This is a genomic window from Microcoleus sp., from assembly GCF_041354475.1.
Classification (GTDB): domain Bacteria; phylum Cyanobacteriota; class Cyanobacteriia; order Cyanobacteriales; family Microcoleaceae; genus Microcoleus.
The window spans coordinates 17,935-41,466 of sequence record NZ_JBGJZU010000044.1; the positions used below are offsets into that span (position 1 = coordinate 17,935).

A 23,532-nucleotide genomic window follows, 5' to 3' on the forward strand; every position below is an offset into this window, starting at 1 on the left:
AATTGAAACAGGAATAAGTCCCATGCCCCCCTTAAAATTAACTTCAGTGTTAGCCCACGAAGTCGAAGTATCAGGAGATGTCGCCACCACCTTTCACCTAGAACCAAACCACAATCCCCGCGCCGGAGCAACCGCAAAAGTGTGGTTTGCACTAACTCGCAAGGGCGGTATAATTATCCCCTTAGAGCAGTGTAACTGCAACTTAGCCGTTTATTCCCAAGGTCATAAACCAGGCGATAAACCCCTGATTGAACCGGCATTAAAAGCAGTATCTGCCGAGCGTTACAAAGGGATTCCCGGAGCTGATATTGTATTTCCCAAGGCAGGGATTTACGAATTAGAACTGAGCGGATCGGCGAAAACAGCAGCTAATTTTAAACCCTTTAAACTGACTTATAAAGTCACCGTTCGGTAAGATAGTCTCCGCATCAATCAACATAAATCTTGTAGGGGCGGGTTTTACCAACCATAATTGCCTAAAATCCCCAATCTCCTAAACCCGCCCTCCGCATCAATCAACATAAATCTTGTAGGGGCGGGTTTTACCAACCATAATTGCCTAAAATCCCCAATCTCCTAAACCCGCCCTCCGCATCAATCAACATAAATCTTGTAGGGGGCGGGTTTTACCAACCATAATTGCCTAAAATCCCCAATCTCCTAAACCCGCCCCTCCGCATCAATCAACATAAATCTTGTAGGGGCGGGTTTTACCAACCATAATTGCCTAAAATCCCCAATCTCCTAAACCCGCCCCTCATCTACCTCTATATTTTAAAACCCAATAAAATACAACCCAAATCTGTATAAAACCTTAAAATTGGCTGACTCCAAAAAACATCCTAAATTCTTACATTACACTGTAGTTAATGTCAATTCCAGGAATTGTGCAAACAAATCCCTATTGAACTGACCAAAGGATCAAAAAAAACATGGATATCTTATCTAACACCGTAGCGCTATCGCGAATGCAATTTGCGCTAACCGCTATATTTCATATGCTGTGGCCAGTTCTCACTACGGGAATGGGAATTTATCTGGTAATTGTTGAGGGAATGTGGCTGAAAACTCGCAATCCTGACTATTACCATCATGCTCGTTTTTGGTCTAAACTGTATGTATTAAACTTCGGCATTGGAGTAGCTTCCGGCATTCCCATGGAGTTTCAATTCGGCACAAATTGGGCACCATTTTCCGAAGCAGTTGGTGACTTTTTTGGCAGTATTTTAGGCTTTGAAGCTTCCATGGCTTTTATGCTAGAAGCCGGCTTTTTAGGAATTATGCTGTTTGGTTGGGGGCGCGTTCACCCGATCGTCCACTACATTGCTACAATCATGGTAGCCTTCGGCGCAAACCTATCAACAGTCTGGATTCTCGTCGCTAACTCTTGGCTGCAAACACCCGCCGGCGGAGAAATGGTTAACGGCAAGTTTGTTGTCACCGATTACTTCCAAGCAATCATGAACCCCTTCGCCTTAAACAGCATTCTCCATATGTTTTTTGCGACGCTAGAAACTTCGCTGTTTGTCATTGGAGGAATTAGCGCTTGGTACATTCTGAATCAGCGCAACGAAGCCTTTTTTTCCAAATCTTTAAAGATTGCCATAGCTACCGCCATTGCCGTTGCACCTTTACAGATATTCATCGGACATTTGAGCGCCGAACAAGTCTATCACTATCAGCCCACAAAATTAGCAGCCATCGAAGCTAAGTGGGAAACCTCCCCAGCCGGAAGTTCCGCCGATTGGACTTTAATGGCTCTTCCTAATGAAAAAGCCCAAAAAAATGACTGGGAAATTAAAGTTCCCAATGGCTTGGGATACGTTCTAGAATTCAAAGAAAAGCTCTCCGAACCAGTCCTAGGATTAAAAGAATGGCAGCCAGAAGATAGACCCAAAATGGTAGGTTTAATCTACTATTGTTTCCGCATCATGTCCGGCATTGGATTCTTCTTTGTAGGATTGATGCTGTTCAGTACAATTCAGTGGAGTCGAGGCAAACTTTCCGCTGAAAATATTAGCAGTCAACCTTGGCTAATGCGCGCTTGGGTATTAGCAGCGCCCCTAGGTTATATAGCTGTAGAATCGGGTTGGATAGTGCGCTGTGTCGGCAGACAACCTTGGGTTTTATACGGACAAATTCGCACGGCTGACGCGGTGTCAAACATCCCCGCTAGCAATGTTTTAACTTCCCTCAGTTTCTTTGCAGTTATTTACAGTTTTTTGTTTGTTTGTGCCATGTATTTTGGCAGTCGCATTATCCGCAAAGGGCCTAATTTAAATCTGCCAGTGCCTGGTTTAGACAATCAACCAGCCATCGAAACTGAACCCGCAGAACACATTCCCGATCGACGTCCCGCAGAAGCACAACAATAGGAGATTTTATGCAAGCTTTGGAGCATTTTCTCCCGCAAGTCTGGTTCGTAATTTTGGGTCTATTTCTATTACTCTACGTCATGCTAGACGGTTTTGATTTAGGAGTAGGAATCTTGTCTCTGACTGCTGATGACGATGAACGCAGGGGCATCTTAATGACAAGTTTGGGCAACGTTTGGGATGCTAACGAAACTTGGTTAGTTTTGATGGGAGGAGCTTTATTTGGGGCTTTCCCGCTAGCTTATGGCACGATTTTAACTGCCTTGTACATACCCATTTGTATGATGCTTTTTGGGTTGATATTTCGGGCTGTAGCCTTTGAATTTCGCGAGCATTCTAATCGGAAGTTATTCTGGAATTATGCCTTCGGGGCCGGTAGTTTTCTGGCTGCTTTAGCTCAAGGATTTGCCCTCGGTGCGGTGCTCGAAGGCATTGCGGTGGATGAAGCAGGTCACTTTGTGGGTACTACTTGGGATTGGCTGGATTGGCGATCGATCTTAGTGGCTTTAACGTTAGTTCAAGGTTACGTTTTGATTGGTTCTACCTATCTGATCATGAAAACAGATGGGGAACTGCAAACCACTCACTATCGCACCGCTAAAATTGCGGCCGTGACGACATTAATCGGAGCCATTTTGATTACCATCGCCACTCCCATTTTTTATGAAAGTACCAGAGCAAGATTGTTCGAGAAACCGCTAGTTTATGTCTTTGCGACAATTCCTGTGCTGGGATTGTTGCTAGTTGGACTCTTGCTAAGAAGTCTAGAAAGGAAAGAAGAACGCACGCCGTTTGTCTGGACAATTTTGATTTTTTTGCTGAGTTTTATCGGCTTGGGATTGATTGTTTTTCCGTACATAATTCCCACGCAACTCACGATTTATCAAGCGGCGGCCGCACCCAGCGCCCTGGTATTTATGATTGTGTTTATTGGCTTTCTGATCCCGATTATGATTTTCTACAACATCTACAATTATGTGGTGTTTCGGGGTAAGGTTGCTGGCGGACACTACGGAGAATAAAGCCTCATAAAAAAAAACCGCAAATATACGCAAATATACCAGGTATAAGTAGATAATTGCCACTCTATAGCAATCCTAAATGAGTCGTAAAGTTTTTTTACCCCACCCCAACCCTCCCCTTAGTAAGGGGAGGGAGTAAGAAATTCACAAATGATTTAGGATTGCTATATATCTGCGTATACCTGCGTGTATCTGCGGTTAAAAATTATAAATTATTCTTTTCTGATACCATCACAACTTACTGGAGTTTAGACTAAAAAACGAGCACATCTAAAAGTAGCTGCTCATATTGTTACCGGAATTGATAGGACACTTTCCCTTAGTCCTGTTTGAAAAAAATCTCGGATAAAATAGTTCTTAGCTATCGATACTCTTAGCGATCGCACTTTGTATACTGCGATTGCTAAGAGTATGGATGGCTCTGCTCATGATATCATAAGACGGTGGAAGACCAAAATAAAAATCTCAAATCAATCCCGATGGTAACTTAACTGCCACAAGTTTTTTCAAAAATTGCTTAAAAGTGAATATTTTCTGTGAATGACAAGCCCTGGGTGCTGTAGCTTTTTTAAAAATTCACTAAATAAAGACTTGAGCAATAGCATTCGATCCTGATTTTCATCACTTGTTGTAGGTCTCAAAAAAATATGAAATTAGTCCCGCTCAAATTCCAGTCAATCGTCATGAGCCTATTTATCCTAACCCTGGCATCTACCATGTTGCTACATGGATGTGTCGGGAAACAGAACCTCTCCCTTAAATCCTTGCGAGTCGGGATGAACAACTGGCCAGGGTATGCGATCGCCCTCTATGCTAAAGAAGCAGGCATATTTAAGAACCGCGGACTCAACGTAGAATTAGTTCGATTCAACAACCAGCAAGATAACATTCGCGCCAGCCTTCGCGGGTCCCTAGATGCCAGCTTTGTACCGCTGTGGGAGGCCATGCAGGTAGATCCGGGGAATGATCGCCCAGCTTATTTGATGGCGGTAGATATTTCCTCCGGTTCCGATGGAATTGTCGCTGGATCAAAGGTGAAATCGATGGCGGATTTGCGCGGTAAAACTGTAGGAGCTAAGCTGGGGACAGTCAGTCATTTGATTTTGTTAGAAGCTTTGAAATCCCAGAATCTCCAACCAAGCGACATCGAAATCAAAGACATTTCCAATGACACAGCAGTTCAACAGCTCAAGGAAGGTAAAATCGATGCAGCAGTCGTTTGGGAACCACTATTAAGTCAAACAGCTACAGCCATTAAAGGAAAAATTATTTTTACGACTAAAGATGTAGATAGTCTCGTCATTGATGGTTTAGCGACTCGCAGCAGCTTGGTAACCCAAAATGAAGCAGAATTTACCCAATTTATCCTAGCATGGTTCGATACAATTCATGCAGTAGAAACCAAACCCAACGAAGTCTTTGAGAGTGTAGCTCGGCAATTAGGACAAACCAAAGAGTCCTTTATGCAAGATTATTCAGGACTAAAAAAAGGAGATATTGCCATGAATAAACGGATGTTTGAAGGTCGTTTGGAGTCGGCAAAGCAACAAATTATTCAGTTGCTTGCCGATTCTCGCCATCGTCAAATCATCCGGGAAGATATTGATATTAACGATCGGCCGCTTAAGGCTGCCATTGAGCTATGGAAACCTTGAAGTCTAGAATTTCGCTCAAGCGGCGCAGTCTCCAGAGGCAGTTGCTTGGTAGTCTTGGTGTGTCTCTTGTCGCCGTCGGGCTAACTACACTGGCAGTCAACTATCAATTGACTCGGACCAATTTAGAAAAACAAGTGGAACAGAGAGCTTCGTCGATTAATCAAGGTTTGCAGTTTGCTACTGAGGGGTTAATTGAGCTTGACAATACGAGTGCTTTGCAGCGGGTGGTTCAAAATTATGCTACTTTGCCCGCGGTGGTGGAAATTGCGATCGTCCGTCCCAATGGCACGGTGATGGCTCATAGTTCTGGGTTTATCCCCAGTCGTCCCTATGGGGCAATTCATCCAGAGTTGGCAGTTGTGATGGAGAAGGCTGCTAGGACTGGGGTAGAAACTAGCGATCGCCTCAATGTGCAAAACAAGGCTGTGCTGGTGGGTTTGTTGCCTTTTAGCAGCAGGTTATTTAAAGCTAGTGGGACGCGGGGGTTGGCGATCGTGATACTGGATGCTGAGCAAATGGAGCGGGGTATTTGGCAAACTTTTCTGGTGTCAATGCTCACCCTCACCGCAGGTATTGGGGCTATATTAGCCCTCACGGGAGTTTTGATTCGCCTCTTGGTTTTGCAACCGATTGATCGCTTGCGTCAAGCGGTAATCCTCAGTCAGGAGACAGGGAACTTTGCCCTCCCGCCGTCTATTTCTAGTAATGAAATTGGTTTCCTGGCTGCTACGTTTAATCGGATTTTTAAGCAAAATTTAGATTTACTGGAACAAGCTCGTCAACAGGCTGTTGTTTTGTCTGAAGCGAAAAAGCTGGCTGATAGTGCTAACCAAGCTAAGAGTGATTTCTTAGCCAATATGAGTCATGAGTTGCGAACTCCCCTCAATGGCATTCTGGGCTATGCCCAAATCCTCCACCGCAGCGAACCTCTGACTGAGCGAGGGAGTAAGGGGGTTGGCATTATTTATCAATGCGGTTCTCATCTCCTGACTCTAATTAATGATGTTCTGGATCTTTCTAAAATTGAGGCTCGCAAAATGGATATTCGCCAGGGCGATTTTCATTTGCCTTCTTTTCTGGAGGGGATTGCGGAAATTTCTCGGATTCGGGCAGAACAAAAGGGTATTGATTTTATTTACACGCCTGGTGAGTTGCCCTTGGGGGTGCGATCGGATGAGCAGCGGTTGCGTCAAGTTTTGATTAATCTGTTGGGTAATGCTATTAAGTTTACCGATCGAGGTTGTGTCACTTTCAGGGTGAATATTGAGTCGGCTCATACACCGGGTTGCTTTCTGGCTCGGTTCGTAATTCAAGATACGGGTGTGGGGATGGCGACAGACCATTTGCAGAAAATTTTTCTGCCTTTTGAGCAAGTTGGTAGTAGTAAAAAACAGTCAGAAGGGACGGGATTAGGACTATCAATTAGCCAAAAAATTGTCGAATTAATGGGCAGTCATCTTCAAGTAAAAAGCGAGCTTGGTGTTGGCAGTACCTTTTGGTTTGAAGTTGAGTTAACTGAGGCGGCAGAGTGGGCGATCGCTTCTCGGAAAAATATCCACGGAAATATCATCGCCTATCAGGGGGAAAGGCGCAAGATATTAATTGTGGATGACCGATGGGAAAATCGGGCTGTGATTGTGAATTTGCTGGAGCCGATCGGCTTTACAATGATCGAAGCCTGTGACGGGAAAGAAGGCTTGGCGCAACTTGTCCACAGCCCAGATTTAGTCATCACTGATATTGCGATGCCGATTCTTAATGGCTTTGAGATGCTCAAACATCTGCGCCAAAATCCAGCTTACCAAACCTTGCCTGTGATTGTATCTTCCGCCAGCGTGTTTGAGCTAGACCAGGACAAAAGCATCGCCGCCGGAGGTAACAGCTTTTTGGCCAAGCCAGTCCAGGCGGAAATCCTGCTAGACAAATTGCAAGCACTGCTAAAACTGGAATGGATTTATGAATCTGCTAACCCTAGTTTGAATCAAACAGTCTCTGAAAGTCCCCCAGCAATAGTTCCACCGGCGATCGAAATCCTACAATATTTAGCTCAATTGATAGAAGAAGGAGACCTTTTCAAAGTCGAGGAAGAGTGTCATAGTTTGGCTCAGTCCCAGCCTGGGTGTGCTCTTTTTGCTGAGGCTGTAATTCAACTGGCTGAGAGTTTCCAAGCTAAAAAATTAATGGCATTCATTCAAGAGTATCTGGAGGCGGCATCATGAGTGGCGGATTTATATTGGTTGTGGATGACAATCCTACCAATCTGGCAGTAATTTCCCAAGCACTCCGGAGTGTGGGCTGGCAAGTCCGCATTGCCATAGATGGCGAAGATGCCCTCAGCAAAGTAGCACAAAATCCGCCGGAGCTGATCTTGCTGGATGTACAGATGCCTGGAATCGACGGCTTTGAGGTTTGTCTGCGACTGAAGGCTAATCCGAAGACTGCTGATATTCCCATTATTTTTATGACGGCCCTTTCTGATACTACTAGCAAGGTGAAGGGGCTATCTCTGGGGGCGGTGGATTACATCACTAAGCCTTTTGAGCAGCAGGAAACTATTGCCCGCGTGCGCGTCCACCTCCAACTGCGTCATCTGACTCAAACTCTGGAGCAGCAGGTGCGGGAGCGCACGAGCCAACTGAGTCTGGCTCTGGAGGAACTCCAGCGTTCTCATCTGCAAGTTATTCAAAGCGAAAAGATGTCGGCTCTAGGCAATTTGGTGGCTGGGGTGGCTCATGAAATCAATAATCCGATTGGCTGCATTGTGGGTAATGTGGGTGCGGTAAATGATTATTTTGCGGTTTTGTTTGGCATCATTGAACTCTATGGCCAGAGGTTGCCCCATCCCGATCCTGAGATGTTGATGGCGTTAGAGAGGGTTGATTTGGACTATGTGCGCCAAGATTTGCCGAAGCTGGTGAAGGCGATGAAGGAGGGTGGCGATCGCATTAAGGCCATTAGCCAGAGTCTGCGTACTTTTTCTCGTGCAGATACCGATCGCCCTGTGCCCTATAACATTCATGATGGCATCGACAGTACGCTAATGATTCTTCAACATCGTCTCAAGGCTAATGAGTTGCGTCCCGAAATTCCTGTAGTCGCGAACTATGGGGATTTGCCACTGGTGGAGTGCTATGCGGGGCAGTTGAATCAGGTGTTTATGAATCTGTTGGCTAATGCGATCGATGCGATCGATGAGAGCAATCAAGAGCGAACTTACGAGGAGATTGAAGCTCTGCCTAGGCAAATTGTGATCACTACGGAGTTATCGGGCGATCGAGAAGCAGTGATTCGGATTAAGGATGGGGGTAAAGGAATGACTGAAGAAGTGAAACAAAGAATATTTGAACATTTATTTACTACGAAGGGGGTCGGGAAAGGTACGGGGTTGGGATTGGCGATCGCCAGTCAAATTATCGTTGAAAAACATGGTGGTAAACTTACTGTTAATTCAGTACCTGACCACGGTACAGAGTTTGCGATCGCCATTCCTGTCAAATCATAAAATAAAATGGAATAGAATATAAGGAAAGGTTCTAATTTAAATCTCAACATTAAAGCAATTTGATATATATCTACCTGAATCACCAAATTTAGAAGCTAATGAATTAGCAGCTAAATTTTACCTGGGGGAAATAAAAAGTGGCGGCTGGCTATATCTATCTGCGTGATTGTGCGATCGCTCCGTGGATATGCGGGTTTACCATCACAGATTATGGTTGTATTAGCATTACAAATTAGGCAATTATACTGAATTAGTAATTTGACCAGCAAATCAACTATCTTAATTGAAAATCATCATTTAACTGTGATATCATATATGCCTAACAAGCTGCAAGTGCGATCGGCACTTTAGATCGCTGGCAGCCCATTTATCATTCCCAATCAGTTATAATCCAAATGCAACTATAGGATTTACCATAGGATTTACCCCTTAAATTGCATATTTCTCCTTACCTGGGTAGGGTGCATTTCAATTTTGCATAGGCGAAGCATGACCGTAGTAAATCTCTGGTTATAACTAATAAATTGTCTGCGGTCATGCTTCGCCCCTACTAATATATAGCGGTTCTCAAAAAAGTGAGGTATGCCCACGGAACCCTATGCCCTATGCCCCATGCCCCATGCCCCATGCCCTATGCCCAGTCGTACCTCATCTTTCTGAGAAAGGCTATATTTGCCAAACTGGGATGCACCCGCTGGGTAACTTCTAATACCAATTTTTTATGAGGCTGCATAGAATCCGATCCCCCCTAGCCCCCCTTAAGAAGGGGGGGACAAGAATCTTCTCAAAGTCCCCCTTCCCCCATCCCCCCTTGGGGGGGGGCAGGGGGGGGTGGGGGGGCTAGGGGGGGGTGGGGATTTAGGGGGATCGAAATATGTGCAACTTCACATTAAATTGGTATAACCTTTTTTGTAATTTCTGGACTAAAATCTCCTAACTTAAGCCACTGCGACGGTGCATCTGAGAGCAAAAACTAGGATTAGTCAATAACTTGATAAGAGCAGTGTTTGTTGCAGGAATATGAGAGTTAAATTAGTAAAATTTGCCAAAAACAGCGAACGTTTTTAACATCCCAGTTTAAAATCTATGTCCCAATCCTTAGAACAGAATCAACCAATTAATCCCTTAATCACTGAAGACGATCGCCCTTTGCTATCCACCAGAGACAGACAATTGCAGGCTGTGTTTGAAACCGTCCTAGATGCGATCGCGATCGCCGACGACGAAGGCAGATATCTCGATCTCAACCCCGCCGCCTGTAAATTATTTGGCCAAGACAGAGATCAACTCCTCGGACGCTCTATTAGTGATTTTACTGAGCCTGGAGTTGATTTTACACAACTATGGCAACAATGGCGACAACCAGAAACAGCACGAGGGGAATTGAGCCTAGTGCGGGCTGATGGAGAAATCCGCACCGTAGAATATGCGGTGACGGCAAACTTTGTACCCCAGAGCCATCTGTTAGTCATGCGAGACATCACAGATGGCAAACTAGCAGAAGCACAAGTCGAAGAACTTACCCGCCAACTCGCCCAAGAAAGAGCCCAAGTGCGATCGGCCAACATGGAGCCCGCCAGCCCAAATGTTCCGCCAGAGTATCATCGCCTAGATGAAATTGCCCGCCACATCGGGGGAGTGCTGTATCAATTTCGGATGCGCCCTGATGGTAGTTTCCATTTCCCCTACGCCAGCGAAAAATTGCGAGAGATTCATGCAGTTTCCCCCAAAGAAGTGTGCGAAGATGCCTCTGGGGTATTTAAAGCAATCCACCCGGATGACTTCGATCGCGTCCATCAATCCATTCTCGATTCCGCCGCCCATCTGACACCTTGGTATTGCGAATATCGAACTTGCTTACCCGATGGGCGAGTGCTGTGGTTGCGCGGTAGTTCTACACCCCAGCGAGAAACTGATGGCAGTATTATTTGGTATGGCTATATTCGAGATATCACTGACATCAAAACTGCCGAAGCTGATACTCAACGTCTGCTGGCCATTTTAGAAACCACCTCAGATTTCATCGCCACTGCTGATGTCACAGGTAAAGCCATTTATCTCAATCAAGCTTGGCGAAAATTCCTGAATCACGATGAGGAGGCTATAGCCTCCGTCGAAATCTCTAATGCTCATCCCCAGTGGGTTTTAGATCGTATTTTCAATCAAGTTTTACCGGAAACAGCCCGTTGTGGTACTTGGCGGGGCGAGACATTTTTACTAGATCCGGCAGGAGGTGAAATCCCGGTTTCTTTGGTCGTCCTAGCTCATAAATCGAAAGATGGAACAGCAGAACACTTTTCCGTAATTATGCGGGATATCACAGAGACTAAAGCCACGGAACTAGCACTCCGAACCAGTGAAGAAAAATTCCGCAGCATCATTGAAAATATCAACGATCTGGTTTATGTCATCAATCCCGATCGCACCTTCAGCTATCTGGGTCCCCAATTAAAAGATATGACGGGATACGAAATAACAGAATTGTTAGAGCGGCCTTTTGCTCCTTGGGTTTATCCAGCAGATTTAACAATTTGTGTAAATGCCCTGCATCGTTGTTTGCAAGGTGAGAAACTGCGGGGAATTGAATACCGACTTTTGCATAAAGATGGCAATTATTACTGGCATTCTGCCAATTTAGCACCCTTGCAAAATCACGATGGATTAGTGGTTTCCTGTTTGGGGATAGCGCGTAATATCCACGCCGAAAAGCAAGCAAAAATCGCTTTAGAAGTAAGCAACACCCGCTGGGAATTAGCCATAGAAGGAGCAGGAGACGGCACTTGGGATTGGAACCTCAAAACGAATGAAGTTATCTTTTCTCGGCAGTGGAAAGCGATGCTGGGCTATGCAGAACATGAAATTACGAATGTTTTAGCAGAGTGGGATCTGCTGGTGCATCCAGAAGATAAAGCTCGATGCTATGCAGATTTTGCCAAACACTTTGACGGCGAAACCTCTACCTATCGCAACGAACATCGCCTGCGCTGCAAAGACGGTTCTTACAAGTGGATTTTAGACCGTGGCCAGGTGGTTGAGTGGGATACTGAAGGTAAACCTTTGCGGTTTATTGGCACTCATTGTGATATTAGCGATCGCAAAACCGCTGAATTAGAACTCGAACAGTTTTTTAGCCTTGCTATCGATTTGCTCTGCATTGCCGATGTCAGCGGCCATTTTCGTCGCCTGAATCCCGCTTGGGAAACAGTTCTCGGCTACAGCACTCAAGAACTAGAAGGTCAACTCTTTCTCGATTTGGTTCATCCCGACGATCTCGCCTCAACTCTAGATGCAATATCTAATTTGAGCCAACAGAAACCAATTCCCCAGTTCACTAATCGCTATCGCGCCAAAGATGGTAGTTATCGATATATTGAATGGCGTTCTGCTCCCTGTGGAGATTTGATTTATACCGCCGCACGGGATATCACAGAGCGCAAACAAGCAGAGTTAGAAAATTGGCGGGTTCAGAAGTTCCTCAGCTCAGTCATTGAAAATATCCCCAACATGGTATTTGTCAAAGATGCCGTCGATCTTAAATATGTGAGCTTCAACAAAGCTGGCGAAGAACTAATCGGTTATCCGAGAACAGCATTACTAGGAAAAAATGACTACGACTTGTTTACAGCAGCCGCAGCCGATTCATTCCGCTCCCAAGATCGAGCAGCCTTGGCCAGCGGTCAGGTTTTGGATATTCCTGAAGAACGGATTCAAACGAGTCATCAAGGCACTCGAATTTTGCATACAAGGAAAATTCCGATTCTCGATGAACTTGGCAATCCGAAATACTTATTAGGGATTTCTGAAGATATCACAGATCGCAAACAAGCAGAAGATGCTCTACGAGCGAGTGAAGAAAAACTGCGATCGCTCTTCGACTTGTGTCCTTTGGGAATTGCACTCAACGATATGCAAGGTCGTTTCATCGAAGTCAATAGCGCCGCCGAAACCATCTATGGCTATACTCTTGAGGAATTGAAGCACTTAAGCTATTTGGATTTAACCCCTCAAAAGTATGCCGCTGCTGAAATCCATCAATTAGAATTGCTCAACACCATCGGTCGTTACGGCCCTTACCAAAAAGAGTATATCCGCAAGGATGGATCTTTGTTGCCCGTGGAATTGCTCGGAGTATTGGTGACAGGTAACGATGGGAGTCAATATATCTGGTCAGTGATTATTGATATCAGCGATCGCAAACAAGCCGAAATGCTAATTCAAAAAAGCCAAAAACGTTATGAAACCCTAGCAGAAGCATCACCAATTGGCGTGTTCTTAACTGATGCCAAAGGAGACTGTCTCTATGTGAATCTAACTTGGTCGCAAACTACGGGATTAACTCAGGAAAAAGCCCTGGGTCCAAATTGGGCTCGGACTCTCCATCCTCAAGACCGAGAGCGTGTTTTTCAGGAATGGTATGACAGCGCCTTAGTTAAACAAAAATTTCAATCAGAGTGCCGCTTTCTGCGGCCCGATGGTAGTGTCGCTTGGGTCATCGGTCAAGCTTTACCTCTGATTGATAGTAGGGGTGAAATCGAAGGATATGTGGGCACTGTCACTGATATTAGCGATCGCAAACAAGCTGAAATCAAGTTAGCCACATCTCAAGCAGAGTTAACGGCATTATTTAATGCCATACAGGATGTGATTATTGTCCTGAATACAGAGGGACGCTATCTCAAAATAGCAGGTGGTTCATCAACTCTGTTATACCGACCTTCCCAGGAACTTTTGGGCAAAACTCTTCACGAAGTCTTACCCCAAAATCTCGCCGATACTTTCCTCAATGGTATTCACCAAGCCATCATTACTCAATCCGTCACTCAGTTGGAATATTCCTTACCCCTAGGCGATCGTTTATTGTGGTTTGATGCCAGGATTTCTCCCATGTCTCAAGAGCGAGTAGTTTGGGTAGCCAGAGATATCACCGATCGCAAACGTCAAGAACAAGCTCTCCGCTTAATTGTCGAAGGTACGGCGGCGAAAACAGGGGAAGAATTCTTCAAAAGTTGCGTTCAATATCTCGCTCAAGCCTTAGAAGTCCGTTATGCTTGTATTTCCGAATTTGTTAACTCCGAAAAATCCATCGCCACAACTCTTGCATTTTGGGCTGGAGACGACTTTGGCGAGAATTTTACCTACAATCTATGTGGGACACCCTGTCAAAATGTCCATCGCATCGCTGAGGTGTGTCGATACCCAAATCTGGTGCAGTGCTTGTTCCCCAAAGATGATGATTTAGTCACTCTCCAAGCCGAAAGTTATGCTGGTTTGCCGATTGTAGATGCGACGGGCAATCGTTTGGGACTATTGGTAGTTTTAGACACTAAACCCATGGTACAAGATATCGAAATGCAGTCAGCTATCTTGAAGATTTTTGCCACCCGTGCCGGTGCGGAAATGGAACGGATGCAGGCGGAAGCAGCCTTGCGTCGCTCCTCGATGCAACTGCGGCTGCAATCAGAAGAATTAGCCGCCACCCTCAACAAGTTGCAACAAACCCAAAGTCAGTTAATTCAAGCCGAAAAAATGTCTAGTTTGGGGCAATTAGTAGCCGGAATTGCTCATGAAATTAATAATCCCGTCAGTTTCATTTATGGTAATCTGCAACCTGCCACTGATTATGCGAGCGAATTAATTAAGGTAATTCACCTTTACCAAAAATACTATCCGAGTCCACCGCAGGTCATTTCGGATATTCTCCAAGATATGGACTTTGAGTATCTGGCAAGTGATTTTTCTAAGCTCTTGGAATCTATGAAAACAGGAGCCACAAGAATTAGAGATATTGTCAAGTCTCTGCGGACTTTTTCGCGCTTGGACGAAGCAGATTTCAAAAAAATAGATATCCATGAAAATATGGATAGTACCTTAATGATTTTGCAAAATCGGTTGAACGGTAGGGCTGGAAAACCAGAAATTAATATTACCAAGAATTATGGCGCATTACCTTTAATTGAATGTTATGGTGGTTTATTAAATCAGGTGTTTATGAATTTGTTGATGAATGCTATTGATGCCATCGAACAACGGCAAGAAAATCTCGAAATTAGCGCCCAATTAGATTACTTTGGTCACATTAGCATCGCCACTTCTATGGCTTCGGAAAATTGGGTTCGCATCTCTGTTCAGGATAATGGCTGCGGCATGACTCCCGAAGTTCAAGAAAAAATATTTAATCCATTTTTCACGACGAAACCTATCGGAAAAGGTACGGGGATGGGGTTAGCAAATAGCTATCAAATTGTCACGGAAAATCATCGTGGTAATTTGCGGTGTATTTCTACACTGGGAGAGGGGACTGAGTTGGCGATCGAGTTACCGATTTGTGAGTTAAAACCCACATAAATTTACGTGTGGAAAAGCGGACATTTCCAGAAATGGGGTTGAAAAACCCGTGTTTGTAGCACGCTTTGGGCTAGAATGGTAAAGTTTACGTGCCAATTCTTAAACGATGACATGGCCCCAAACGATCGCCCTTTGCTATCCGCTAGAGACACACAATTGCGGGCTGTGTTGGAAACTGCCTTAGATGCGATCGCGATCGCCGACGACGAAGGCAGATATCTCGATCTCAACCCCGCCGCCTGTAAATTATTTGGCCAAGACACAGATGAACTCCTCGGACGCTCTATTAGTGATTTTACTGAGCATGGAGTTGATTTTACACAACTATGGCAACAATGGCGACAACCAGAAACAGCACGAGGAGAATTCTCTCTAGTGCGGGCTGATGGAGAAATCCGCACCGTAGAATATGCCCTCACGGCAAACTTTCTGCCCCAGAGACATCTGTTAGTGATGCGAGACATCACAGATTGCAAGCGATCGCAAGCACAAGTCCAAGAACTTACCCGCCAACTCGCCCAAGCCCAACTGCGCTTAGCTGCTATGGAACCAGTAAATCCAGCTATCCCCGCAGACTATCATCACCTAGAGCAAATAGCCCGCCACATCCCCGGCGTTATTTATCAGTTTCGGCTGCGCCCTGATGGTACTTCCCATTTCCCCTACGCCAGCGAAAAGTTGCGAGAGATTCATGCAGTTTCCCCACAACAAGTGCAGGAGGATGCCTCTTTGGTGTTTAGCGCGATCCACCCGGATGACATCGATCGCCTCCATCAATCCATTCTCGATTCCGCCACCCATCTGACACCTTGGTATTGCGAATATCGAACTTGCTTACCCGATGGGCGAGTGCTGTGGTTGCTCGGTAATTCTACACCCCAGCGAGAAACTGATGGCAGTATTATTTGGTATGGCTATATTCGAGATATCACTGAGATCAAAAGTGCCGAAGCTGATACTCAACGTCTCCTTGCCATTTTAGAAACCACCTCAGATTTCATCGCCACTACTGATGTGACAGGTAAAGCCATTTACCTCAATCAAGCTTGGCGAAAATTCCTCAATCACGATGAAGAGGCTATAGCCTCCGTGGAAATCTCTAATGCTCATCCAGAATGGGCTAAGGAGATCCTATTCAATCAAGCCTTACCCGAAGCCGCCCGTTGTGGTACTTGGCGGGGCGAGACGGCTTTACTAAATCCGACACGAGGTGAAATCCCGGTTTCTTTGGTCATCCTAGCTCATAAATCGAAAGAGGGAACAGTAGAACACTTTTCCGCAATTATGCGGGATATCACAGAGACTAAAGCCACAGAACGAGCACTCCGAACCAGTGAAGAAAAATTCCGCAGCATCATTGAAAATCTCAACGATCTGGTTTATGTCATCAATCCCGATAGCACCTTCAGCTATCTCAGTTCCAACTTTCAAGAAGTTATGGGATATGACATAACAGAATTGTTAGCTCAGCCTTTTGGTCAGTGGGTTTACCCAGCAGATTTACCAATTTGTGTAAAGGCCCTGCATCGCTGTTTGCAAGGTGAGAAACTGCGGGGAATCGAATACCGAGTTTTGCATAGAGATGGAAATTATTACTGGCATTCTTCCAATTTAGCAGCCCTGACAAATAACCAAGGGCAAGTGGTTTCTTGTTTGGGCATAGGCCGTTATATCCACGCGCAAAAACAAGCAGATATCTCCCGACAGGAACTTACGCGACAACTGGAAGAAGCACAACGAGTTGCCCAGATTGGAAATTGGTCCTTTGATTTAACTACGCAAAAAATTACTTGGTCAGCAGAATTATTTAGGATTTTTGGTATGAATCCCGAACAGGGAGAACCAAAGTTTGCAGACCATATCAAACAATATTATGGGGAAGATGGAGAATTATTTGTAAGTTATGTTCAGGCCGCCAGCGAGCAGGGAATTCCCCAAAATTTTGACCTGCGAATCTCTCGATTAGATGGTGCTATCCGCTATATCAATGGTCGCATTGAAATCGATCGCCAAAATGGAAACATTGTGCGTTTGTTTGGCACGGCGATGGATATTACCGATCGCAAACTTGCCGAAACTCAACTGAAGGAAATATCTGAGCGTTTGTCATTTTCACTCCAGTCAGGGGGTATTGGCTGTTGGGAATGGGACATCATCGACAATACCCTCGTTTGGGACGATCGGATGTACGAGCTCTATGGTGTCACTAAGAACTCAGATTCCAGATTAGCTTACGAGATTTGGGCCACGGGGCTACATCCTGATGACCGAGAGGCGATCGAAACATTAATCAATCAAACTGTTTTAGGACAAGCTGAATACAATACAGAATTTCGTGTCGTTCATCCCGATGGTAGTATCCATTTCATTAAAGCCTTTGGTTTAGTTCGGCACAACGACAAAGGCAATCCGCACAAGATGATCGGGGTTAACTTTGATATTAGCGGAGCAAAAAAAGCCGAAATTCAACTCCAACAAAGCCAAAAACGCTATGAAACCCTAGCAGAAGCATCACCAATCGGCGTGTTCTTAACTGATGCCAAAGGTGACTGCCTTTATGTGAATCAAACTTGGTCGCAAACTACGGGATTAACTCACCAAGAGGCTATAGGCCCCGATTGGGCTCGGACTCTCCATCCTCAAGACCGAGAGCGTGTTTTTCAGGAATGGTATGACAGCGCCTTAATTAAACAAAAATTTCAATCAGAGTACCGCTTTCTGCGGCCCGATGGTAGTGTCGCTTGGGTCATCGGTCAAGCTTTACCTTTGATTGATAGTAGGGGTGAAATCGAAGGATATGTGGGTACTGTCACTGATATTAGCGATCGCAAACGTCAAGAACAAGCTCTCCGTTTAATAGTCGAAGGTACGGCGGCGAAAACAGGCCAAGAATTCTTCAAAACTTGCGTTCAATATCTCGCCCAAGTCTTAGAAGTCCGTTATGCTTTAATTGCTGAATTTATTGATTCCGAAAAATCCATCGCCACAACTCTAGCATTTTGGGCCGGAGACGACTTTGGCGATAATTTTACTTACAATCTCAACGGAACACCCTGTAAAACTATTAACAGTATGGATGAGGTGTGTCGCTACCCAAATGCCTTGCAATGCTTGTTCCCGGAAGATGAGGATTTAGTCGCTCTCCAAGCCGAAAGTTATGCTGGTTTGCCCATTAAAGATTCCGCTGGCAATTCTTTGGGAGTGCTGGCGGTTTTTGACACTAAGCCGATGCTCAACAATCTCGAAATGCAGTCTGCTATCTTGAAAATCTTTGCCACTCGTGCGGGCGCAGAAATGTATCGGATACAGGCCGAAGCAGTCCGTCAATCAGAAATTCAACTGCGGGTGCAATCTGAAGAATTAGAAAAAACCCTCAAAAAGTTGCAAAATACCCAAACCCAGTTAATTCAAGCCGAAAAAATGTCAAGTTTGGGTCAATTAGTAGCCGGTATTGCTCATGAAATTAATAACCCCGTGAACTTTATCTATGGCAATATTCAACCCGCCACCGATTATGCTAGCGACTTAATTGAGCTAGTTCGCCTTTACCAAGAGCATTATCCCAGTCCGCCGCAGGCAATTTCTGATTGGATCGAAGAGATCGACCTTGAGTATCTGATCGGCGATTTTTCTAAGCTGCTGGAATCCATGAAAACTGGAGCCACGCGCATCAGCGATATTGTGAAGTCTTTGCGGACTTTTTCGCGCTTGGATGAAGCAGATATAAAACCCATCGAGCTTCGTGAAAATATCGAGAGTACCTTAGTGATTTTACAAAATCGCTTGAACGGTAGGCAGGGAAAACCCAAGATTTCTCTCACCAAGAATTACGGCAAATTACTCAAGATTGAATGTTATGGTGGTTTATTAAATCAGGTATTTATGAATTTGTTGGTCAATGCTATTGATGCGATCGAACAACGGCAAGATAGCCTGGAACCTATGGCACAGTTAGATTATGTGGGTCAAATTGCGATCGCAACTTCGATCTCTTCTGAAAATATGGCACTCATCTCTATTCAAGATAATGGTTGCGGGATGACTCCCGAAGTTCAAGAAAAAATATTTAATCCATTTTTTACGACGAAACCTGTCGGAAAAGGTACGGGGATGGGCTTAGCAACTAGCTATCAAATTGTCACGGAAAATCATCGGGGTAATTTGCGGTGTATTTCTCTAGCAGGAGAGGGGACTGAATTTGTGATATCCTTACCAATTGGCAAGTTAAAAATGCGGTAAATGTTAGTATACCAAAACGGGGTTTTTGATACAGCATATTAAAATTCCCTACAAACTAAAACCTAGAATCATACGGATGCGATTTATGTTGAATAAAACTATATCCTCTAGCTTCGGCGAACTCTCTGGCAAGTTACCATTACGCACTGTTCTGATTGTTCCTTTTGTCTTCCAAACATTTTTGGCAGTGGGAATTGTCGGATATCTTTCCTTTAAGAATGGACAACAAGCTGTGAACAATGTGGCAAATCAACTCAGAGGAGAAATTACCAACCGCATTGATTTAAACCTGAAATCTTATCTCACAATTCCCCATCAAGTAAATCAAAGTAATGCAGTTGCTTTAGATTTAGGACAACTCAAACTACAAGATTTAGTCGGTTTAGAACGTCATTTTTGGCGGCAAATTCAAATTTTTGACAGTTTAACCTTTGCTGGGATTGGATTGGAAAATCAGGAAAATTTAGGGGCAGAACGAGCCGATGATGGTTCCCTAACTGTCAGAGTTTCGACTATTGATAGTAACTTTGATTTTCGTACCTACGCTATGAATCAAAAAGGCGATCGGACCAAACAACTGAGTAACAAACCTAACTTCGATCCTCGCACTCGTCCTTGGTACAAAGCAGCAGTGGCGGCCGGAAAACCAACCTGGAGTCAAATCTATCCCCATACCAAAGGTATTACGTCTTATTTAGGGGCAGCCATGCCTTATAAAAATGAATCTGGTCAACTGCAAGGAGTCCTACTAACAAATATTAATCTATCCCAAATTGGCAAATTTTTACAAAGCTTGAAAATTGGTAAAACCGGACAAAGCTTTATTATCGAACATGATGGGATGCTGGTTGCAACTTCCACTGGAGAAAAACCAATTCGCACGGTGGCTAATAAAGATTTTGGAGCAGAACGAATCAAAGCAATTGACAGTAGCAATCCCCTCACCAAAGCCATTGCCCTATTTTTGGCCCAGAATGCGATCGCCCAAAAACAGACCGCACAGCAACTAGAATTCAACCTCCAAAACCAGCGACATTTTCTACAAGTCTTACCTTTCAGAGACGATAAAGGCTTAGATTGGTCCATAGTCGTGGTAATTCCAGAATCCGATTTTATGGCAGAAATTGATGCCAACAACCGTACTACAATTTTGCTATGTATAGCAGCTTTAATTCTATCTATACTAATTGGTATTCTGACGGCCCAGTGGGTGACAAAACCCATTTTGCAGTTGAACGAAACCGCCAAGGATATTGCCAAAGGCAACTGGAATCAATCGGGAGTAATTAACCGCAGAGACGAAGTTGGACAACTTGCTAAATCCTTTAATAGCATGGCACATCAGTTGCAAGAATCCTTTGCAACTTTAGAGCAAAAAGTCGAAGAGCGAACATCAGAATTAGCCACCTCGAACCAACAACTAGAGCTTGCGAAAGAAAAAGCAGAAGTGGCAAATCAAGCAAAAAGCACATTTCTAGCTAATATGAGCCACGAATTGCGCTCTCCCCTCAACGCAATTTTAGGCTTTGCTCAAATCATGCTCAGAAGTCGATCGCTCCCATCCGAACATTTCGAGAGTGTGGGGATTATTACTCGCAGTGGCGAACATTTACTAACATTAATTAACGAAGTATTAGACCTGTCTAAAATTGAAGCTGGTCGCACAACAATCAATGAAAAACAATTCGATATGTATCGATTAATCGATGATGTAGAAGATATGTTTCGCCTCAAAGCTGATGATGCTGGATTGCAGTTGCTATTCGAGCGCGGTTCTGATGTTCCCCGTTACGTTCGCACCGACCAAGTTAAACTCCGTCAAATTTTGATTAATTTGCTCAATAATGCCATTAAATTTACAAAAGAAGGTGGAGTTTGTGTGAGAATTTGTATGAATAGCGGATTGCTAAGTTCAGGTCAACCAAATAAAAATAGTCAAGAAAGAGTGGCAAATAACCAACAAATTTATTTTGAAGTAGAAGACACAGGTATGGGAATTGCACCGGAAGAATTAGATAAACTTTTTGAAGCATTTATGCAAACTGCATCGGGAAGAAATGCTCAAGAAGGGACTGGGTTAGGTTTAGCAATTAGCCGTCAGTTTGTGCAACTTATGGGTGGCGATATCACTGTCAGCAGCAAAGTAGGAGTTGGCACAATTTTCAAGTTTGATATTACAACTCAGGTTGTTGATACCGCTGACGATGAAGCAGAACAAAACAAACGTCGCGTCATTGCACTCGAACCAAACCAACCTCGCTACCGCATTCTCATCGTCGATGATAAACCTCTTAACCGTCAGTTATTAGTTCAATTACTCAATCCATTAGGGTTTGAATTGAAAGAAGCCACTAATGGTCAAGAAGCCGTGGATATTTGGCATGAGTGGGACCCACATCTCATCTGGATGGATATGCGAATGCCCGTGATGGATGGTTACGCGGCTACACAAAAAATTAAATCCACGACGAAGGGACAGGCTACTGCTATTATTGCTCTAACAGCTAGCGTTCTGGAAGAAGAAAGAGCTGTCGTTGTATCGGCTGGCTGCGATGATTTTATGCGGAAGCCTTTTCGGGAGCAAGAAATTTTTGCAGTAATGAACAAACATATCGGGGTGCGCTATATTTATGAAGAGTCAATCGATAAAGCAGCTCAAACTCTATCGAAAACTGACATCAAAGACGTGCTTGAACCGGAAGCCCTAGCTACCTTGCCACCAGATTTACGGGCAAAGTTAGCTAGTGCAGCCAAAAGTTTAGATATTGGTGAAGTAGACCATCTCATTCAGGAAGTCAAAGCTATAAATGCGTCGATAGGAAATGCGTTTTTAGTATTAGCTAATGAATTTGAATATGGTAAAATTGCATCCTATATCGAAGCAGTCAAGTAATTAAATTTTGAATTTCTCTTGTACAACCAATATGAATGACATGGCTTTTACTTCCGATTCTGCTAATATTTTAGTGGTAGATGATACTCTAGCAAATTTACAACTACTCGTGGGTATTTTAACAAAACATGGCTATAAGGTGAGACCTGCAAAAGATGGAAATCAAGCTCTATCTGCAACTCAAATTATTCCTGTAGATTTGATTTTGCTAGACATTAATATGCCAGAAATGGATGGCTATGAAGTCTGTACCAAGCTCAAATCCGATCCCAAAACGCGGAATATTCCAGTCATTTTTATCAGTGCGCTTAATGATGTGCTTGATAAAGTTAAAGCCTTTGGTGTCGGCGGTGTAGACTATGTAACCAAACCGTTTCAGGTAGAAGAGGTTTTAGCTCGCGTCGAAACCCATTTAGCATTGCAACGACTCCAAAATAACTTGCAATCAAAAAACGCAGAACTGGCTCAAACGAATCATGAGTTAGCCAATACCTTAAATCAACTACAAGCAACCCAAGAAGAACTCATTCAATCGGAGAAAATGGCAGCACTCGGACAGCTAATTGCAGGGATTGCTCACGAAGTCAATACGCCTTTAGGTGCTATTCAATCTTCCGTCAGTAATATCTCTAAATATTTGGAAGAAATATTTGAAGATTTGCCCCGCTTTGTAAATACACTTTCTGCTAAAGAAATTCAATTGATTCTCAAGATAGCATTATGTTCTATTAACAATAAGCAGCTATTTTCTGCCAAAGATAGTCGCAAAATCAAGCGAGCTTTAACTCACGAACTAGAAGAAATGGGAGTACCTGATGCAGATACCATAGCTGATACGCTATCCGATATGAAAATCCATGAAGACATCGAGTCATTTTTACCGATACTGACTCATGCGGATAGCATTAGAATGCTGGAATTTGCGTATAATATTTCAGGATTGCAGCGAGGTGCAAATACGATAGAAACCGCAGTAGATCGTGCTGCTAAAGTTGTATTTGCCTTGAAGACTTATGCTCATTCGGATCAAAGAAATGAGCTATTTAAATTTAATTTGATAGTGGGAATCGAGACTATTTTGACCCTGTATCAAAATTCTATCAAACAAGGGGTTGAAGTGGTGCAAAACTACGCAGAAATTCCACTGATTTACTGCTATCCAGATGAACTAAATCAAGTATGGACAAATCTGATTCATAATGCTATTCAAGCAATGGATAACAAAGGAATACTAACCATTGATGTTACGCAAGAAAGAGGATTTGCCAAAATCAGTATTACCGATGGTGGCAAAGGAATTCCCGAAGAAATTAAAGACCGAATTTTTGAACCTTTCTTTACCACTAAACCTCCGGGCGAAGGAAGTGGATTGGGATTAGATATTGTTCGCAAAATTGTGAAAAAACATGAAGGTGAAATCGAAGTAACTTCTGTCCCCGGAAAAACAACATTTACAGTTTATTTAAGTATGAATCTCCAACCAGATAGTTCCTCCTAGGAG

At 43.9% G+C, this 23,532-nt stretch carries 10 protein-coding genes; all 10 read left to right on the forward strand.

The window, feature by feature from the left end; translation table 11 throughout:
• Window positions 1-22 precede the first annotated feature (22 nt).
• The 10 genes from ACBR23_RS17025 (at window position 23) to ACBR23_RS17070 (ending at window position 23,529) form a co-directional block, all read left to right on the forward strand.
• On the forward strand, window positions 23-415 hold the full coding sequence (locus ACBR23_RS17025; RefSeq protein WP_371120009.1) for a hypothetical protein: 393 nt from the start codon (window positions 23-25) through the stop codon (window positions 413-415).
• 517 nt (window positions 416-932) lie between these two features.
• Window positions 933-2,375 (forward strand): cytochrome ubiquinol oxidase subunit I, encoded by a 1,443-nt coding sequence (locus ACBR23_RS17030; protein ID WP_371120010.1) that lies wholly within the window; start codon window positions 933-935, stop codon window positions 2,373-2,375.
• Window positions 2,376-2,383: 8 nt separating this feature from the next.
• A complete protein-coding gene (gene cydB, locus ACBR23_RS17035) occupies window positions 2,384-3,397 on the forward strand; it encodes a cytochrome d ubiquinol oxidase subunit II (RefSeq protein WP_341733200.1) in 1,014 nt (337 codons plus the stop codon).
• A gap of 716 nt (window positions 3,398-4,113) precedes the next feature.
• Window positions 4,114-5,052, forward strand: coding sequence for an ABC transporter substrate-binding protein (locus ACBR23_RS17040; RefSeq protein WP_371120018.1), 939 nt, complete (start codon window positions 4,114-4,116; stop codon window positions 5,050-5,052).
• A complete protein-coding gene (locus tag ACBR23_RS17045) occupies window positions 5,040-7,271 on the forward strand; it encodes an ATP-binding protein (protein ID WP_371120011.1) in 2,232 nt (743 codons plus the stop codon). The genes ACBR23_RS17040 and ACBR23_RS17045 overlap by 13 nt, the downstream gene beginning before the upstream one ends.
• Window positions 7,268-8,554, forward strand: coding sequence for a sensor histidine kinase (locus ACBR23_RS17050; protein WP_371120012.1), 1,287 nt, complete (start codon window positions 7,268-7,270; stop codon window positions 8,552-8,554). Before ACBR23_RS17045 ends, ACBR23_RS17050 begins: the two co-directional genes overlap by 4 nt.
• Before the next feature lie 1,086 nt (window positions 8,555-9,640).
• Entirely contained in the window at window positions 9,641-14,899 is a 5,259-nt protein-coding gene (locus ACBR23_RS17055) for a PAS domain S-box protein (RefSeq protein WP_371120013.1), read from the forward strand.
• A gap of 75 nt (window positions 14,900-14,974) precedes the next feature.
• Window positions 14,975-19,138 carry a PAS domain S-box protein gene (locus ACBR23_RS17060; protein ID WP_371120966.1) on the forward strand — a complete coding sequence of 1,388 codons (4,164 nt, stop codon included), beginning with the start codon at window positions 14,975-14,977 and terminating at the stop codon, window positions 19,136-19,138.
• Window positions 19,139-19,223: 85 nt separating this feature from the next.
• Window positions 19,224-22,031: an ATP-binding protein gene (locus ACBR23_RS17065; RefSeq protein ID WP_371120015.1), complete on the forward strand. Its 2,808-nt coding sequence runs from the start codon at window positions 19,224-19,226 to the stop codon at window positions 22,029-22,031.
• A gap of 40 nt (window positions 22,032-22,071) precedes the next feature.
• On the forward strand, window positions 22,072-23,529 hold the full coding sequence (locus tag ACBR23_RS17070) for a response regulator (RefSeq protein ID WP_371120016.1): 1,458 nt from the start codon (window positions 22,072-22,074) through the stop codon (window positions 23,527-23,529).
• The last annotated feature ends 3 nt before the right edge of the window (window positions 23,530-23,532 follow it).

What these genes read in the sequence shown, in the direction of transcription:
- ACBR23_RS17025 (WP_371120009.1), top strand. Translation starts at nt 23, where the DNA reads ATGCCCCCCTTAAAATTAACTTCAGTGTTAGCCCACGAAGTCGAAGTA.
- ACBR23_RS17030 (WP_371120010.1), top strand. Translation starts at nt 933, where the DNA reads ATGGATATCTTATCTAACACCGTAGCGCTATCGCGAATGCAATTTGCG.
- cydB (WP_341733200.1), top strand. Translation starts at nt 2,384, where the DNA reads ATGCAAGCTTTGGAGCATTTTCTCCCGCAAGTCTGGTTCGTAATTTTG.
- ACBR23_RS17040 (WP_371120018.1), top strand. Translation starts at nt 4,114, where the DNA reads ATGTTGCTACATGGATGTGTCGGGAAACAGAACCTCTCCCTTAAATCC.
- ACBR23_RS17045 (WP_371120011.1), top strand. Translation starts at nt 5,040, where the DNA reads ATGGAAACCTTGAAGTCTAGAATTTCGCTCAAGCGGCGCAGTCTCCAG.
- ACBR23_RS17050 (WP_371120012.1), top strand. Translation starts at nt 7,268, where the DNA reads ATGAGTGGCGGATTTATATTGGTTGTGGATGACAATCCTACCAATCTG.
- ACBR23_RS17055 (WP_371120013.1), top strand. Translation starts at nt 9,641, where the DNA reads ATGTCCCAATCCTTAGAACAGAATCAACCAATTAATCCCTTAATCACT.
- ACBR23_RS17060 (WP_371120966.1), top strand. Translation starts at nt 14,975, where the DNA reads ATGGTAAAGTTTACGTGCCAATTCTTAAACGATGACATGGCCCCAAAC.
- ACBR23_RS17065 (WP_371120015.1), top strand. Translation starts at nt 19,224, where the DNA reads ATGTTGAATAAAACTATATCCTCTAGCTTCGGCGAACTCTCTGGCAAG.
- ACBR23_RS17070 (WP_371120016.1), top strand. Translation starts at nt 22,072, where the DNA reads ATGGCTTTTACTTCCGATTCTGCTAATATTTTAGTGGTAGATGATACT.